Source organism: Ohtaekwangia kribbensis (genome assembly GCF_042676245.1).
Taxonomy (GTDB): domain Bacteria; phylum Bacteroidota; class Bacteroidia; order Cytophagales; family Cyclobacteriaceae; genus Ohtaekwangia; species Ohtaekwangia kribbensis.
On record NZ_JBHTKA010000001.1, the window covers coordinates 635,027 to 652,794 of the forward strand.

14 protein-coding genes are annotated in these 17,768 nt (G+C 42.2%); 7 read left to right on the plus strand and 7 right to left on the minus strand.

All coding sequences use genetic code 11. The features are described 5' to 3' along the window. The first annotated feature begins 134 nt into the window (after nucleotides 1-134). Nucleotides 135-1,361, plus strand: a complete 1,227-nt coding sequence (locus tag ACFQ21_RS02665) for an IS256 family transposase (protein WP_377574455.1) — start codon at nucleotides 135-137, stop codon at nucleotides 1,359-1,361. Between the two features lie 161 nt (nucleotides 1,362-1,522). On the opposite strand, the gene ACFQ21_RS02670 is transcribed toward ACFQ21_RS02665, so the two are convergent. Next, nucleotides 1,523-1,828: a hypothetical protein gene (locus ACFQ21_RS02670; protein WP_377574458.1), complete on the minus strand. Its 306-nt coding sequence runs from the start codon at nucleotides 1,826-1,828 to the stop codon at nucleotides 1,523-1,525. 339 nt (nucleotides 1,829-2,167) lie between these two features. Here ACFQ21_RS02670 and ACFQ21_RS02675 point away from each other — a divergent pair, with 339 nt between their 5' ends. Beyond that, nucleotides 2,168-2,506: a hypothetical protein gene (locus ACFQ21_RS02675; protein ID WP_377574460.1), complete on the plus strand. Its 339-nt coding sequence runs from the start codon at nucleotides 2,168-2,170 to the stop codon at nucleotides 2,504-2,506. Nucleotides 2,507-3,780: 1,274 nt separating this feature from the next. On the opposite strand, the gene ACFQ21_RS02680 is transcribed toward ACFQ21_RS02675, so the two are convergent. The 3 genes from ACFQ21_RS02680 to ACFQ21_RS02690 are packed head-to-tail and all read right to left on the minus strand — an operon-like array spanning nucleotide 3,781 to nucleotide 6,826. Beyond that, nucleotides 3,781-5,022 (minus strand): hypothetical protein, encoded by a 1,242-nt coding sequence (locus tag ACFQ21_RS02680; RefSeq protein WP_377574463.1) that lies wholly within the window; start codon nucleotides 5,020-5,022, stop codon nucleotides 3,781-3,783. Nucleotides 5,023-5,060: 38 nt separating this feature from the next. Then, nucleotides 5,061-5,516 carry a hypothetical protein gene (locus ACFQ21_RS02685; RefSeq protein WP_377574465.1) on the minus strand — a complete coding sequence of 152 codons (456 nt, stop codon included), beginning with the start codon at nucleotides 5,514-5,516 and terminating at the stop codon, nucleotides 5,061-5,063. A gap of 5 nt (nucleotides 5,517-5,521) precedes the next feature. Further along, nucleotides 5,522-6,826: a caspase family protein gene (locus ACFQ21_RS02690; RefSeq protein WP_377574468.1), complete on the minus strand. Its 1,305-nt coding sequence runs from the start codon at nucleotides 6,824-6,826 to the stop codon at nucleotides 5,522-5,524. Between the two features lie 519 nt (nucleotides 6,827-7,345). On the opposite strand from ACFQ21_RS02690, the gene ACFQ21_RS02695 reads away from it, so the two are divergent. After that, nucleotides 7,346-7,753 (plus strand): hypothetical protein, encoded by a 408-nt coding sequence (locus ACFQ21_RS02695; protein WP_377574471.1) that lies wholly within the window; start codon nucleotides 7,346-7,348, stop codon nucleotides 7,751-7,753. 164 nt (nucleotides 7,754-7,917) lie between these two features. Here ACFQ21_RS02695 and ACFQ21_RS02700 read toward each other — a convergent pair whose 3' ends face one another. After that, nucleotides 7,918-8,205, minus strand: coding sequence for a hypothetical protein (locus tag ACFQ21_RS02700; RefSeq protein ID WP_377574474.1), 288 nt, complete (start codon nucleotides 8,203-8,205; stop codon nucleotides 7,918-7,920). Nucleotides 8,206-8,437: 232 nt separating this feature from the next. Continuing rightward, nucleotides 8,438-9,217: an XRE family transcriptional regulator gene (locus ACFQ21_RS02705; RefSeq protein WP_377574476.1), complete on the minus strand. Its 780-nt coding sequence runs from the start codon at nucleotides 9,215-9,217 to the stop codon at nucleotides 8,438-8,440. A gap of 318 nt (nucleotides 9,218-9,535) precedes the next feature. On the opposite strand from ACFQ21_RS02705, the gene dinB reads away from it, so the two are divergent. The 4 genes from dinB (at nucleotide 9,536) to ACFQ21_RS02725 (ending at nucleotide 16,824) form a co-directional block, all read left to right on the plus strand. Continuing rightward, nucleotides 9,536-10,723, plus strand: a complete 1,188-nt coding sequence (gene dinB / locus ACFQ21_RS02710) for a DNA polymerase IV (protein ID WP_377574479.1) — start codon at nucleotides 9,536-9,538, stop codon at nucleotides 10,721-10,723. A gap of 139 nt (nucleotides 10,724-10,862) precedes the next feature. Beyond that, nucleotides 10,863-11,405 (plus strand): 2'-5' RNA ligase family protein, encoded by a 543-nt coding sequence (locus ACFQ21_RS02715; RefSeq protein WP_377574482.1) that lies wholly within the window; start codon nucleotides 10,863-10,865, stop codon nucleotides 11,403-11,405. 62 nt (nucleotides 11,406-11,467) lie between these two features. Further along, nucleotides 11,468-13,657, plus strand: a complete 2,190-nt coding sequence (recQ, locus tag ACFQ21_RS02720; protein WP_377574485.1) for a DNA helicase RecQ — start codon at nucleotides 11,468-11,470, stop codon at nucleotides 13,655-13,657. A gap of 101 nt (nucleotides 13,658-13,758) precedes the next feature. Further along, a complete protein-coding gene (locus tag ACFQ21_RS02725; protein ID WP_377574488.1) occupies nucleotides 13,759-16,824 on the plus strand; it encodes a DNA polymerase III subunit alpha in 3,066 nt (1,021 codons plus the stop codon). Between the two features lie 448 nt (nucleotides 16,825-17,272). Here the strand turns inward: ACFQ21_RS02725 and mscL are convergent, their stop codons facing one another. After that, nucleotides 17,273-17,686: a large conductance mechanosensitive channel protein MscL gene (mscL, locus tag ACFQ21_RS02730; RefSeq protein WP_377574490.1), complete on the minus strand. Its 414-nt coding sequence runs from the start codon at nucleotides 17,684-17,686 to the stop codon at nucleotides 17,273-17,275. Between the last annotated feature and the right edge of the window lie 82 nt (nucleotides 17,687-17,768).

Sequence of the window (17,768 nt, forward strand, 5' to 3'; positions counted from 1 at the left end):
ATGAATGAGATACACAGGTAGCGTCTAAGTAACTGTGTAAAGGTACGATTGACCACAGGTGGTCTATAGTTGAAAAGCTATAGAGCCAGGTCAATCGATGGTTTTAAAACATTACCTTTAAATACACAGTTACAATGAAAAAGAAAAGAGAAGAAAATCCCATCGTCAATCAGGTTCTTACCCCTGAATTTCTCAAACAGTTCAAAGACTCTGGAGAGCTTAATTCCTTCATGGAAAATCTATATGCTCGTGCTATGGAACAAATGATAGAAGGAGAACTGGATAGTCATCTAGGCTATACCAAACATTCTCCAGAAGGTATCAACACTGGCAACTCCCGTAATGGCAAGAGCAACAAGAAAGTCAAAACCACACTTGGTGAAGTCGAGTTGGAGATCCCCCGCGATCGTAATAGCACTTTTGAGCCTGTTCTTGTTCCCAAGCGAAGCCGTACGGTAGAAGGTATTGAAGAAATTGTTATCTCCCTCTACGCACGGGGTATGAGTGTACGAGATATAGAGCTTCAGATTCGTGACCTCTATGGCTATACCATTTCAGATGCTACGATATCTAACATAACCGCTAAAGTACAATCTCACATTACCGAATGGCAGAGTCGTCCGTTAGCCTCGGTATATTTTGTGGTTTGGATGGATGGTATGGTTTTCAAAGTAAGGCAGAACGGAAAGGTGATTAATAAAACCATTTACCTGGCTGTTGGCCTCAACGCTGAAGGTCATAAAGATGTACTCGGTATGTGGTTGGGAGAAAGTGAGAGTGCATCCTTCTGGATGAGTGTGTTGACTGATTTAAAGTCTCGGGGAGTCGAAGATATACTTATCACCAGCACCGACAATTTAAAGGGCTTCACAGAAGCTATCGTCAGTATCTTTCCTCAATCCATAACACAGATATGCGTAGTCCATCAAATCCGAAACGCATCGCGTTATGTAGTATGGAAAGACAAAAAACAATTTGCTGCTGACCTGAAGCCTATATATACTGCTGCCAACAAAGATCTTGCGTGGACTGCTTTAGAGAAATTGGAAGATACCTGGGGCAAGAAATATCCGCATGCCATTCGATCCTGGAAAGCCAACTGGCAGGAGCTATCGCACTTCTTCGATTTTCCATTGGAGATCAGAACGATGATCTATACCACCAACATCATTGAAAACCTCAATGGCAAAATCAGGAAGTATACTAAAACAAAGATGTCCTTCCCCGATGATGCTTCGGTACTGAAATCAGTTTACCTGGCCCTACGAGAAATAACCAGAAGATGGACGCTGCCCGTACGCAACTGGAGTTTGGTGGTGAATCAATTTATCAACATCTTCGGAGAGCGGTGCAAAATATAATCCCTTTACGCAGTTGCTTAGACGCTTACACACTTTTTTAGGCAGTGTCGATACACAATATCACCAACCTTATATTTGTTCATACTTTTTTATACAACAACAATATAAAAAACACATTTTTTCGAACAGAACCTGCCTGCCACAAAGTAGTTATCTTGTAATCAATATTTCGTCCAGTTCTCAACAACCCATTCATGGACCTTCTGATGCGATCGGATATCACCGGGCAAATAATCATGAATCATTTTTTCAATCTTGGAGCCTAGCTCCTTCTTTCTCTGATTTGATTCATCCTTCCATGAAGCTTGACCATTCACAAATCTGTTAATGAAGTATACAACTTCATACCCTTCATGTCGATTCAATAAAACACTATCCGGAAATCCGGTTACTTTAGCACTGTCACCTTCAGTTGTACGCCATGCATAATCACTATAATATAAATCAGATTTATTAAATGTATACATGTCAGTATGGTTAATTTAGTTCTTCGTTGTTTTTATAAAGATGAACTATCCTACTAAAACCGCTTATCAAATTTTTCCGAACGATACTATATTTCTTCCGAACGCATCAATATTGTTTCCGAAATAATTCTAAAAGGATTCAAATAGTACCTGCTTGATGAACACAATACAAATAAACAAAAGCCCATCCACCACTTCTTCCGAAGCGATAGATGGGCTCTACTCTGATAATATATATAAATTAATTTTTGTTACAACATTCTTCCGCTATAAATATCCAACTATATTTCAACAATCATGGCTCGCACATTGCTCCTACTCCTCTTAATATGCCCTTTGATGCAAGTAACATCTTACGGCCAAACAACACCTTGCGATTCTGCATATAGTGTAGTAGATGAAATGCCTAAGTTTGGAAAGGAAGATTTCGACTTGATGTTATATTTTGCAAAGCATTTACAGTTCGGCAGCTGCGGTCTCGATGAGATGAAGATATTAACCTGGACTATCGATCGTACCGGAAACATGATTAATATTGACGCTCCCTCTCTGGAAGGACAATGCAGGCAAAAGATCATTGAACAGCTTAAGGCGTTTCCCCGGTGGAAACCCGGCAGACTAAACGGAAAACCAGTCTGCGTAAAGATGAGTTTCAGAATGTGCATTAAAACCGGATAGTAAAAAGTAATCTCAGCCGCCCGAATATCTTCATACCCCCTAACAACTGCAACGCACACTGATTAAGATTGCCCGCGCGGGGATGCCGCATAGGTCCATTCATCTCCCGATTAAGTTAGCAGTGGCGGCATGACGTGCGCTTGATGTTCTTTTTCATCAGTTCAGACAAATTGTGCTATGGCACACCAGAACAATAGATCGTCATTTCGCTGACACGCTTGTACTATGAAATATAGTACATGCTGTGCGGAATCCCCTGATTGAATAGTCGTTCAAAGTAATGGATTCTACATCAATATTTCTTTCTACGCCCGCTCAAGGATTCGAATATCCAGCTATATTTCCTCCATGATAGCCCGCGCATTCCTCTTGCTCCTCTTGATATGCCCTTGGACGCATGCAATAACTTACGGGCAAACAACACCGTGTGATTCTGTATATACGATTGTAGACGAGATGCCCGAATTTGCAACATCAACTATAGATCCGCTGTCATATTTAGTGAAGCACTTAACGGTTGGCAAAAAATGCGATCAGATACGGATAATAACCTGGACAATCGACCGCACAGGAAACATGGCAAACATTGACGTCCGTCCGTTGGAAGGAGAATGCAAGCAAAAGATCATTGACCAGCTTAAAACGTTTCCACAGTGGAAGCCCGGCAAACTAAATGGACAACCCGTCTGTGTTAAGATGAGTTTCAGTGTTTGCATTAGAGCTAGTGATTAAACCCATGACCGATGTTTTTGAGATTATCTGAGAAATCTGAATAAATTATATTGTACAACTATATGACGAGCTTTATAACCATTGTGTTTCTTTTGCTAGGCTTTCAACCAAGAACATCGACACCTATAATCGAAATAACATCCGTTAACATGACCACCGCGACAAGGACAACTGTTCCATGCTCAGAATTTGAGCAGCGGTTTGATGGCAGGAAAAAAGTAAGAACCTTAAACGGACGCAAGGAAGTTAACAGTTTTCTAAACGAACTAAATAATCTACCCAAGTTTAATCGTAAAAAAACCGATACCGACACGAGAGCTCAGATACTAATTATATACCCCGATCGCACCGAGAAAATAAATTTACAATCCTCCGCGATGGCACCTCTTATAGTATGACTGAAAAACTTAAAAGAATTATTTGGTGAGTAAGACAATAACTTTTGTTACCATGCAATATGCGACTATACCTCAGCAATCAAGTCTAGGAAGTGCGAAGTCGCTAACCATAGATATGCCTTTGCCTAATCATGAAATCATCTCTCAATGCTTAATGACCTGTAAATTAACCACGTGACCGATTTGTCTCGGTTGATAATGGGAGAAATTTCCGTTATTGAAAAATATAGGATCAAAGGTAAATATCCCTCCCTGAGGAGTAACTGCATACTCAATATTGGGAGTCCAATAGGTCCACATCGCTATATTATCTTTTGGAGGAGTACATGCTCCCACTTGAATCCATGCACCATTTAATGGATCAATAGCGACAATTTTGCCGTAATTAGTTACAAGGTAATAGACTGGACTTGCATCATTCGGAAAAAAGCACTGAGCAACATATATTTCACTTACAATATTATTTCCTGTAATGATAGTTGTCGAATTCAGAACGGATTTCAATGCGGAAAATCCCATGCTGTTTCCATCGCTCGTTATTTTATAAGCTTTATTGTCTGCTTCGGCTTCAATTGAACTCCCAAGATCTTTCATATACTTATAGGCAAAGACTTCAACACCCCAATTTTTATATTGCTCTACATGTGTAATTTCATGAGCCCACCAAAAAGTTAAATTTACTGGGGGTTCATTATTAAAAACTATAATATCATCCACAACTACCGCATATTCATTTCCCATATACTTCTGTCCTCGACCAATAAACTGAGGCAAAGTGATTTCAACACTCCCCACAGTGTATCGCACTCTGTCTAATACTTCAGAAGAAAAGTGCGGAGCAAGTAGTTGTTTTATATTTTGAGGCAATGGTCGAGCGCTTCCAATATGTCTTTCTCTAGCAGCCCTAATAGCACCTGCCAAAGGAGCTGCAAGGATTTGAAATGGATTCTGGTTTTTCAAAATATTTCCAACCGTATAAGCACTAGATGTTCCTAATTGCGAATACAATTGAGTAGTAAAAGTACCCACATCAAAAACAAACTTACCAGGCTCGCCAAAAGTACTTGAAAAAGATAGAGCTTGTTGGTAAATAAAGTTTTGAGGTCTATTAGCCAATTCCGCTGCATCAATAACAGCCGTTCCTGCTGACTGTCCCAGCTGTTTATAGGGCTCAAATATAGTGTTGGCATTTGCCTGACCTGTCACAACTTGAGATGTATTGACAATACTTTGATAGGGTGCTGTGGTAATCTTAACACCGGTATCGACTATACTTCCAAATGTCTTACCTATTGACTTCAAAATCTGACTATGTCCATGTAGAGAAGTCAACAAGAAATGCAGCAATAAAAATAGCCGAATCGTAGAAATAGATTTTATAACCATAATTTTACAGTATTACATTGATCCATTGTATTTATAGTTCATTTAGTTGCACTTGAAGAGATATTAGCAATAACACGTTCCAGTTTATTATTATTTATCAAGTCGATCAATTGGGGTTCACTGACACTGTCCTTTTTGAAAACCAATATTTTTGAGCACGGGGCGACACTTATCACAAAGGAATCACCTCCGTAATTAATTGCATACTGCGCATAGTGCGGACATCTTTTGCTATTAGAATCTTTTGAATAAATACTATCTGATTCAATAGTGTCTATAAGCAATTTCTTATTTTCCAAAGTCAGCACGTATTCAACATCAATTTTATAGCCTTGTATATATTTATAATTTTTGTCTTCTGTATCCATAGCTACCGCTTCTGGTGCAACCGCGTACAATGCTATTGTTCTTTCATTGGATTTGTCATTTTTTGATGGAGTCACACAAAAGGATAAAATCAACAATAGGAAAGCTATACCATTCTCTTTTTTCATATTGATTAATTAACAGCGTAAATTCCATTCTGAGGCTCACAACCACTCAAATTTTGCGTTTTATAATTTGCAGAGTTAATCGCTCTTGTAACTATATTCCTCCATGTGGGAGTCTGACCACCCAAATAACTGACCTCCTTATCTATTGACTGGAAAAAACTACTTATAAAGTACCCACCGTCAACTGAACTGCCACAGGATGTTTCCCCACTTCTGGCAGCAGCAGCTATAACATTTGATCTGGTATCAAGAAACAGAGACTTCAATCTTTGAATACTTCCCTGACTCATATTCCTAGATGCAAGTGAGATCAATCCGTTACGATTGGTAGCTCCAAGTTCACTATTACAACAATCACCAATTATTATGTTCAATCGAGCCCCTTTAGCTACAATATTATGATATACAGATTCAAGGCTCATAGTATTATTTTGTGATAACGTCTCTGTTCGTAAGTACTTAAGAGCCATTGTTGGATATGCGCTATTTTGATTTCTCCACCTAAATCCGTGTCCGGAGTACACAAAAATTACTATATCATTCGAAAGTGGCTGAAGTTCCTCTAAGGCTGTTTCAACTGCATCCTTACTAAAAGCTATTCCAGAAATCACTTTTCTGCTAAATCCTATTTTCAGCTCTTGCGAAATGTTTTCCAATTCATTTATAACAGTGTTCTCATCTACAGCGCAGCTCAACCGGATATCTGGAACTTGTGTATTAGAAACCAAAATTAGGTGAAGAGTACTCTCTCCAGTTGGAACCTCCACGGGTGTATTATATTTTAAAAGTGCCGTGTAATAGTATTCATCGTTGTTAAAAAAATTGTAAACATACTCACTTGTAAATTGCTTGGGATCAAGCTCTTTCCAGCTTCTAACTTCTCTTAAAAAAGAAGAACGATTACTCCTTTGTAAATATTGATCATCAATTGTATACAACTTATCAAATCCCTGGTCAGTTACTTTTGTAAAATAAAAATTATCTGCATTATATGCCTTGTCAGCCATATTGCCATCAGAGCTATAAACTACTTTTGCATCTATACCATCAAGTATATACTTCTGATCACCATTGTTCATAGTAATGTACTTCCCTTTACATTCAAATTCTGCAACAATGTAAATTCCTTGTTGGTTATTGTACTTAACACGCATTAGTGCGTCATCATCACTATAGTAAATAAGTAATCCGGTGTAAAGAATATCCTGGTTCACATCCTTCCATATTACTTCATAAAAATTCTGGCCGAGCAGATCTATTTGAACCAATTGTAAAAACAAAATAAGTGCTAGCTGAATCTTTGTTTTCATAGAAAAAGTTTGATTAGGTTAACAACTAAACTCCTAAAAATTATCCGTGCTCGGTACCGAATTATTTTTTTTCCAGCAAAAGCAGGACATCCTCCTTTTTTACAAGGAGGCCAACTAATTATTGAATGAAGATATTGATCCCTGACCCTGTTTGGACGATAATAAATTATATCTCCATAGGTCGGATTTATATAAGACATAAAAAGCCCATCTTATTTCGCTTATTTTCACAAGCGAAACCAGATGGGCTTCTTGAGTATGAAGGTAACAAACTTTTTGATATACGCAAGCACCTGAGACACAAAATATATATCGATAAACCAAATTCAATTACAATTGGTATACTTTGCTTTGAGACATTAGTGTATATGCTGATACGACTGATGAAAATTATTAATTAAGAGATGTGCCTTAAAATTGAACAAATCCGCTTGAAATATATGCGTTCATAAATCGTTATAGGTATAATGTTCTTAAATTAGGGGTATCAGGTTTCAGTCGTTTTGAACACAAACGCAGATGAAAAGATTAATCATCATCGGAATACTGGCGTCTATCACAAACTTGTCTTTCGCGCAGGAAAAACCAAAGTTGGTGGAGTACTATATGCGGCATGATCAGATCGGCTCCAGGTTTACACGATGGTATTGGCATTTGCGAAATGTACCTACAACGGCCTGGATGGAGACCTTGGCATTAACTGATAACGGCAGGTTTGTTCACTATATGGCGTCATCGAGTCTGCCGAGTTGGGTATATGGAACGTGGCAAAAAGAGAACAACGTTATCAGGCTTCAAGCGGACTCTGTTTATAGCAGTTCACTCAAGAAGGGCGCTATATATGAATTCGTTGTGGTGAAAAGAAAACTCTACAACCAACCGGATCAACTCAATAGTAAGCGGTGGGTAATGAAGAGGGTGCATTGAAAATCCCATTGCACGAAGAACACAAAGAAAGACACGAAGTTTCACAAAGGTTAATACAAATTTCTCTGAGAACTCTGTGTCTTCTTCGAGAACTTTGTGGCCCTGGATTATATCTCTCTGAAAGGAACCCCTACCCTCTTAAAAGCAAAAACGCCTCCTATACCCTAACCACTAACGGCCTCCACCAAAGCACAGAAAGCCTGCTCGATCGCACGCACATGCCGCTCCCGATCCTGCTGGCGTTTCGTCAGGGCTATAATTCCTTTCTGTTTGTGGACTTGTCCGAAGGTATAGTTGTCTTTTTTGAAGGCCAGACGATCGGCATCGATAATAGTTATGGCATAGCCTTCTATGGTAACGGAACTATGTCCTGCGGAATCGGTATGACTTGTTATATAGGCATGAACTTTCTCGAAGTTTTGTCTCGAGAAGCAACTGGACGACTGGGGCATTTTTAATAACGTGTATATAAATCCAATGGCACAAAGGACACGGAGGAGACACAGAGGTTCACTGAGTTTAAAGTAAAAAAACTCACAGCATAACATTCCGCACTCCGACAAGAGCTTGCGTGTCTATATCTATAGTTCTAAAAAGAGTATATATCTTTTTCAAATCCATTAACACAGCATCCGTCTCACTCTACGATTAACGGACAACCATTAACGGATAACGGTTAAGCATTCACTTTTTCTTTCCCTGCAATTCCTGCTGAAGCTTCACAATCTGCAATGCCAGCTGATCGGATACCGACTGATTACCTCCGTTACCTTCCGGAAACTGGTTAGAGAAAAATGCTTTCGCTGCCCATATTTCCAATACATCATCGGCAGTGACGGAGAAAGGCTGGTACTGGCGGTTGTCGGATACTGCAAGCAACTTCCCTTCGTCATCGGCAAAATTAAAAACGCGTTTAAAGACTATACCATCCTGTTTGGTTACCAGTATATATAGCTTACCGTTTTTGATATCGCCTACATCTTCAACATACTCTCCAAAAATTATACTTCCGGGTTGTACAGGTAACATCGAGTCGCCCTGTATCTCGAAAGCACGATAGGTTTTATTTCGCGGTAGTACGGGTAAACTTATCTTGGGAAGATCTTTTACAAATTCAGGATCCTGGTAACCGCCCAAATATCCGGCAGAAGCTTTCTGCGATACGAGCTCTACGTTCTCTTTATTATTGGAGTCAACGGTTATCGCGAGTACTTCTTTACCTTTTGACGGAGCAGCTTTACGATCCTTCTCTGATACCTTGCTTAGGTCCTGACTAACCAGTGCATCCAGGTTAACATTGAATATCTTGGTTATATCGAGCAGCGAAGACAACGGAGGGGTTGCACGCTCTTCTTCATAGGCGCCAATGGCGGCTTGCTTCAAGCCGAGCTTTTCTGCAAGTTGTTTTTGTGTAAGTCCTTTCTGTGTACGAAGGAACTTCAGATTTTTATTAACAGTTGCCATTATATATAAGGTACAAGTTTACGATTTACAAAGTACGATTTGAATAAACAAAAATCGAGTTTCCCCAGATATAGTTTATCTGAAAAAACAACACGCTGCTAATACGATCGACTTCGTTTTACAAACAACCCTGAAGGCCTCTCTCGCATAACCCTGCGAGAGAGGTTCAGGCAAACTACACACAACGTTTCATTGAGTTTTATAAGTCTGAATGGCAAAATCAGTTTAACTCCCTTTTTGTTCTCAATGATGACACAAATCTAAAATAATTAGTCGAAAAGAAAAACATCTAACTAATATTTTTAGTTATTTAGCGTCATGGAACGGAACATCATACATCTTGATCTGGACGCTTTCTTTGTGGCGGTTGAGCGCAAGAACAATCCGCGCCTGCAGGGTTTGCCTTTAATAGTAGGCGGAAGCAGTCGCAGAGGTGTGGTGGCTGCCTGCAGTTATGAAGCGCGCCAGTTTGGTGTGCACTCGGCCATGCCGATGTACCTCGCGTTGCAATTGTGTCCCGATGCTAAAGTTATCTCGGGCGATATGGAGTCTTATAGTAAAGCCTCGCATGAAATAACCGAGATGATTGAAGAGGCTGCGCCTGCTTTTGAGAAAGCATCGATCGATGAATTCTATATTGATGCGAGTGGCATGGATAAATATTTCGGTGCTTATAAATGGGCCACCGAACTGCGCCACAAAATTATTAAAGAGAGTGGCCTTACCATATCGATGGGACTTTCGGTTAATAAACTTATATCAAAAGTCGCCACGGGTGAATATAAACCCAACGCTAATAAATATATAGAGCCGGGCACGGAACGACAATTTCTCGATCCGCTCACGGTGGATAAAATTCCAATGGTAGGAAAACAGACCACTACCTTTCTCTATGATATGGGCGTGCGCACCATTGCCACGCTTCGCGAAATGCCGGTGAAGTTCCTGGTGAGCGCGTTTGGTAAAAATGGAATATCGCTGTGGAACAAAGCACAGGGTATAGATGACTCTCCGGTGGTTCCCTATAGTGAGCAGAAGTCTATTTCAACAGAAAGTACTTTTGATGAAGATACCATTGATGTAAAGCGACTGAAATCCATTCTCATCGCGATGGTGGAAAAGGTGTCCTTCCAGTTGCGTAGTCAGATGAAACTTACTTCATGCGTAACGGTAAAGATACGCTACTCCAACTTCGATACCGAAACAAAGCAGGTACATATACCCTATACATCGTCTGACCATGTATTGCTACGCACGGTAACGCAGTTGTTTGATAAACTCTATAATAGAAGAATGCTGATCCGGTTGGTGGGCGTTCGGCTGAGCGGTCTTGTACATGGCAATCACCAGATCAGTTTGTTTGATGATACCGCAGAAAGCATCAACCTCTATGAAGCGATTGACTATATCAAGCATAGACACGGTGTTGAGAAAGTGGTTCGCGCCACAACGCTCGATGTGAGCAGGCGCGTGCGGATGGAGATGAATATGTTTAAGGGGAAGTAGGTTTTAAAAGTAAGAAGCCGGAAGTAAGAAGTAAAAAACAACAAGTAAGAAGCCGTGCGGGAGAAACAACAACCGGCTGAAAGGAAGAATGTAGATAAAAAAATATATAGCAGTTACGGAATAAAAAAATTTTAAGGTTATGAGAAGAACATCAGCACTAAAGATCAGCAGCCCGGTAAAAGAATTATTCTTTATCATTGCGCCTCCGCGTCACATCATGAGTGATGTATCGGTATTGAAAGACGATGTACACTATCTGATCGGCCACGAATTTGGTGACCGGTATTCCAAAGCACACATTTCACTCTTCAAATATAGCGACACGCATGTGGATGATATTGTGCGTCATGTAGAGGCCAAAGCTGCGCAGTTCAAACCGTTCAACGTCTTCATTAAGAACCTGAATGTATTTTATAACGGCTCAAACCGTACTATATATATGGATATTGTGAACAAGTACCCGGTGCGTGATATTTTCGAGAAGCTGATCAAGGAAGAATCCGGGTATACGCCACACATTACCATTGCCAAGAAATTAACACCGGAGGATTTTCTGAAAGCCTGGCCGTACCTGAAAGATTTTTCGTACAGTCAGCATTTTCTCTGCGACCGCATTACTGTACTGGCGCGCGCTGAAAACCGCTGGGTACATTATAAGGATATTATGTTTGGAGAATATTAACTTGCAATCCCCGTTGTATGATGACCCTCCTATTTTTAACCGTTATTAGATTTTATTTAGATATGTCACCCTTGCAAGTTCTCCAAACGCATTTTGGATACTCTTCCTTCCGGCTTGAGCAGGAAAATATTATTCAAAGTGTATTGCAAAAGAAGGATACGTTCGTGCTCATGCCCACGGGCGGAGGTAAATCGCTGTGTTACCAGGTGCCCGCGCTCATGCTGGATGGTCTCACGATTGTTATCTCACCACTGATCGCACTTATGAAAGACCAGGTCGATGCCTTGCGTCTCAACGGTATACAAGCCGCCTACCTGAATTCAACACAATCGTCATTTGAACAGGAAGCGATTCTTGATAAGGCGCGTTCGAAAGAACTGAAATTGCTATACCTGGCTCCTGAAAAATTACTGCGACAGGAAGAGACTGCGGCTTTGCCGAAAAATCAGTCTGCGAAATTTACGCCTACTCCGTTTTTCAATACTATACTTTCGCTTCATGTTTGTCTCATTGCCATTGACGAAGCGCATTGTATCTCGCATTGGGGACATGACTTTCGTCCGGAGTACCTGATGCTTGCCCACCTGAAGCGCGCGCTCCCCGCGGTACCGGTAATTGCACTCACCGCTACTGCGGACAATCTTACGCGAAGAGATATAGTCGACAAACTGGCGCTGAAAGAGCCGGCTATATTTATATCCAGCTTCAATCGCGCGAACATTCGCTATACCGTTGAACCGAAGGCAGGTGCTACGGATAAACTATATGATTTCTTGACGAAGCGTAAGAATGAATCGGGTATTATATACTGTCTTTCGCGGGCGTCAACGGAAACACTCGCCAGTAATTTAAAGGCAAATGGATTTGATGCTCTCCCCTATCATGCCGGCCTGGAACGCGAACAACGTGCACGACACCAGGAAATGTTTTTGCGTGATGAAGTAAAGATCATGGTTGCCACGATTGCCTTTGGTATGGGTATCGATAAATCGAACGTGCGCTATGTGGTGCATATGGACCTGCCTAAAAATATAGAAAGCTATTACCAAGAAACTGGTCGTGCCGGAAGAGATGGTCTGGATAGCGAAGCGCTGATGTTTTATTCGTATGGTGACGTAACGAAACTGAAATACTTTGCTGAGGTAGAAGGAAACCAGGAGCAGACGAATATTGCCTTTCGCAAGCTCGACCAGATGGCGATGTATGGTGACTTGTCATCGTGTCGAAGAAAATATTTGCTGAATTACTTCGATGAACCGGCTGACGATTACTGCGGCAACTGCGACTCTTGTCTCGCACAGGTTGAGCGTGTCGATGGTACGATTGCAGCACAGAAAGTATTGTCGGCTGTATCGCGTTTACAGGAACGCTTTGGTGCAGGGTATATTATTGATTTCCTCCGCGGCTCCAACAGCAGCAAGATACCCGATGATCACCGACAGTTAAAAACGTTCGGTATAGGAAGTGATGTGAGTAAAGAAGAATGGAACCGCATCATCCGTGATATTACAGCGCAGGGTTATCTCGCCAAATCCGAAGGTACGTACCCGGTGTTAAAGCTTACCACGAAAAGTATAGCCGTACTCAAAGGCATGGAGCGTGTAATGATTACGCAATCGCGCGCCATCGTAGAAAAGCAGGAAGCCTCTGAGACCATAGAGTACGATACTGAACTCTTTGACAAGCTGCGTGCCCTGCGGAGGCAACTGGCTGAAGACGAAAATGTACCAGCCTACATTGTTCTCTCGGATGCTACACTTCAGGAACTCGCTGCCTATATGCCGCATAGTATAGATGACGTACGAAACATCAACGGCTTCGGACAAATGAAAGTGGAAAAGTACGGACACACGTTTATGCAAGCGGTAATCAATCATTGCCAGGCGAATGGTCTTGCCTCACGCATGCATCGGAAAGCACCCAAGCGGATACGTAAAGATAAACCAGAGCGCGACAACGATACCAAGCAACAAAGTCTCACGTTATTTCAGCAAGGAAACCCGGTCGAAAAAATTGCTGTACTCCGCGGACTTAGTCCCGGAACCATTGAGACACACCTGGCTTTCTACGTTCAACGCGGACAACTGCCCATCGATAAAGTAATCGATCCGGAAAAACTTCAAACCATCCGACAAACGATAGAACGCGTAGGCGGCATGGCACTCTCCCCTATAAAAGAAGCACTAGGCGAAGACTATAGTTACGGAGAAATAAAACTCGTACTTGCCTCCATGAACAGAATGGAAGTATAATCACTGATCACCTAACTTAATCGATATATAGTAAACGTATACTTACTGGCATATCAATCAAAACTCGCAGCTCACAGCTAAAACCTCAAAGCTCAAAAAAGATGTTTCTCAACTGTCACACCGGGTTCAGCTTTAAATACGGAATGCTTCCGGTGAAGGCGCTGTTTGAAGAAGCGAAGCGTTGTGGTGTGCATAAGCTGGTGCTGACGGAGATCAACAACACGGCATCGTATATGGAGATGCTGCGATTATGCAGCAATCACCGTGCTGATAAAAACGGGGTAACGAAATTCAACGACACACCGTACGAACTTGATATAGCCGTAGGTGTTGAATTCAGAAACGGGAATGAGCTGCTCTATATAGCCATTGCACAAAACAATGCCGGGTTTGAAGAAATAAACCGTTTTCTTTCCAGGTATAATCGAGAGGCAAAAGAGTTTCCGTCACGGGCTCCGGAGTTTACCAACGTGTTTGTTATATACCCCTTCGACAAAACAAGTCCGGAACTGCTGCGTGTAAATGAATATATAGGAGTTCAACCCTTTCAGCTTAATCAGTTCTCGTTCTACACGCCACGCACCGACTACCCGCAGAAGTTTGTGATTCTGCACCCGGTGACATTCCTCCCTCCTGCCCGCAACAAAAGCGGCAAGCTTGTGCACAAGGATTTCAATGCGCATCGCCTGCTGCGTTCCATTGCCAACAACACGTTGCTGAGTAAATTAACGGAGTATCAGCAGGCACGATCTGATGAGTATATGATACCGCAGCAGGAGCTTCTTAAAAAATTCGCGCAGCATCCGGAGTTGATTGAGAACACACAATCGTTACTCTCAAAATGTAGTATAGAGTGCAAACTTGGAGAAGACAAAAACAAAAAGTTCTTTCATACCAGTAAGGAAGAAGACCTGCTATACCTGCGCGAAGAAACACGAAAAGGCTATAAGCGAATGTATGGTGATGATGAAACGATCTGGAGCACGCGCATCGAAAAAGAATTGTCCATCATCGACAAGAAAGAATTCACTGCTTATTACCTCATCACGTACGACCTCATCAACTTTGCCAAACGTAATGGCTATGATTTTGTAGGACGCGGCAGTGGGGCGAACAGCACGGTAGCGTATTGTCTAGGCATCACGAACGTGAATCCCATTGAGCTGAATCTATACTTTGAGCGGTTCCTCAACGAAGAACGCGCATCACCTCCTGATTTCGACATCGACTTTTCGTGGGACAATCGCGATGCCATCTACAACTATATCTTTGAGAAGTATGGACAGAATCACGTTTGCCTCCTCGGTACACACGTAACCTACCAGGGGCGCTCGATCCTGCGCGAGCTTGGTAAAGTATTCGGCTTGCCGAAAGAAGAGATCAACGATATAGTAGAGAACCCGGCTGATAACAACGGGCGCGATCACATCCGCGACCTGGTATATAATTACGCATCCTATATCGTTGACAAGGAACTGCCTGCCAACATGTCTATTCATGCCGGTGGTGTTCTTATTACCGAGAAACCCATTTACGCCTATACCGCCACCGATCTTCCACCGAAAGGCTATCCGGTTTCACACTTTGAAATGCATAACGCGGAAGACTTTGGTATATATAAATTTGATATACTCAGTCAGCGTGGACTTGGGCACATTAAAGAAACCATCCGGCACGTTAAGCGAAACCAGAATATAGCGGTTGATATTAATCGCTTTGATGATTTCAAGAAGGACGATAAGATAAAAGATTTGTTGCGTAACAGTCGCGCGATGGGATGTTTTTATGTGGAGTCGCCCGCCATGCGTATGTTGCTTGGTAAACTTCAGTGTGATGATTATCTCACGCTGGTGGCTGCGAGTTCCATTATTCGCCCCGGTGTTGCAAGTTCGGGAATGATGCGTGCCTATATCGAGCGATACCATACTGTAAAGAACGGTGGGACATATGAAGCCATTCACCCGAAGATGGATGAGTTGATGGCGGAAACTTTCGGGGTGATGGTATACCAGGAAGATGTGATCAAAGTAGCACACGAGTTTGCCGGGCTATCGTTAACCGAAGCCGATGTACTGCGCAGGGGTATGTCGGGTAAATATAGGTCTCGAGAAGAATTTCAGCGTGTACGCGAACGGTTTGTCACATCGTGCCAGGAACGAGGCCACGAGCAACACATCATCGATCGCGTATGGTTCGAGATCGAAAGTTTCTCGGGGTATTCCTTTGCCAAAGGTCACTCAGCAAGTTATGCCGTGGAGAGTTATCAAAGTCTATATTTGAAAGCACATTACCCGCTGGAATTTATGGTAGGCGTTATCAACAACTTCGGAGGATTTTACCGAACGGAATTTTACTTTCACGAAGCTCGCATGAGTGGCGCGGATATACAGGCTCCCTGCATTAACCACAGCGATTACCTCACCACGATTCATGGCAATCGCATTTATGTAGGTTTCGTCCATTTGAAAAGTCTCGAAACAAAAGTTGCTCAATATATACCTACCGAACGTGAACGCAACGGTGCCTATAAGAGTCTGGATAATTTTCTGCGCAGAGTACCGCTGGGACTTGAGCAGGTTCGTATTCTGATTCGTCTGGGTTCGTTCCGTTTTACAGGACGCAGTAAACAACGTCTGCTCTGGGAAGCCATGCTATATTTCAGCAATTCCAAGACAAAAAACAAAACGGTAGAAGATCTATTCGATACCGAGCCGAAAGATTACCCGTTACCCGTGCTCACGCACAATCCACTCGAAGATATATTTGACGAAATAGAACTGTTAGGCTTCCCGTTGGGAGATCCGTTTCGCCTGCTCAAAACAACCGATCGTGGCGACACACTGGCGCGCGAACTGCCGGGTAAAAATGGAAAGTCGGTATATATAGTTGGCTATCTGGTAACATCCAAGAATGCCTATACAAAGAGTGGACAACAAATGCACTTCGGTACGTTCTACGATCATCTCGGAGAAGTCTTTGACACGGTTCACTTTCCCGACATCGCTGCCAAGTACCCGTTGCGCGGTCGCGGGTTCTATGCTATCAAGGGAAAGGTGGTCGATGATTTTGGCGTGAGCACCATCGAAGTTACCTGGATGGATAAACTGGCGCTCATCAACAAGCGTCCCGAGGTGGTGTTTCAGGAGACGGGGGAGCAACGTGTTTAGGGTTACGTGGGCACTTGTGTAGGTGAGTACGTGTTTACGTGAAAGGAAGAATGTTGGGAATGTTAAAACGTCCGGAAGTCGGGGAGTCCGAAAGTCATGAAGACGGAAGTTGGGAAAATAAAACGTTCGAATTATAGCATGTATGGTGAGCGCCTAGTACAATGTTAGCCTCAAAGGTTGAAGTATATGGACCGAAAAATTGAAAGTATAGATAAAGTGGTTAAAAAGAAAAGGCACTGCGACACGACCTAAAAAAGTGTGTACGTATCGCGTCTAAGTAATTTTCCCCCACAGCACCTCTTCAAAATTATATATAGTGAGTTCAGTTTTTTTCGAAGCTGTTAACTTTCAGGCTTCACTCCCGCACCGTATAAATTCTCGACCATCTCCCTCTACGTCTTTCGGACTTCCTTCTACTCACTCCGAAAACCCGATTCGCTTCCTTTCCTTACTTACTCTTCAACAAGTCCCGAATCTCTGTCAGCAGTTTAACATCAGCTGGTGGTTCTACCGGGGTTGGTGATTTTTCTTCTTTCTTCTTGAGTGAGTTCATGCCTTTTACCATGAGAAATATAATGAAGGCCAGAATAACAAAGTTTAACACTACGGTAACAAAGTTGCCCCAGGCAAATACAGGGCCGAGCTTTTTGGCTTCTGCCAATGGTAATCCGGAAGCTACTTTGCTGGACAGCGGAACATATAGGTTGGAGAAATCTGCCTGAAAGGCGATTCCCACGAGGGGCATGATCAGGTCATTTACAATTGAATTTACAATGGTACCGAAGGCACCGCCAATGATAACACCTACTGCCAGGTCCATAACATTTCCGCGCAGTGCAAATTCTTTAAATTCTTTTAACATGGATTGAAGGGTTGGATGTATTGAAAATTACGATATAGACACTAAACAACAAAACGATAGTTCCGGTTATTACCTGTAGGAA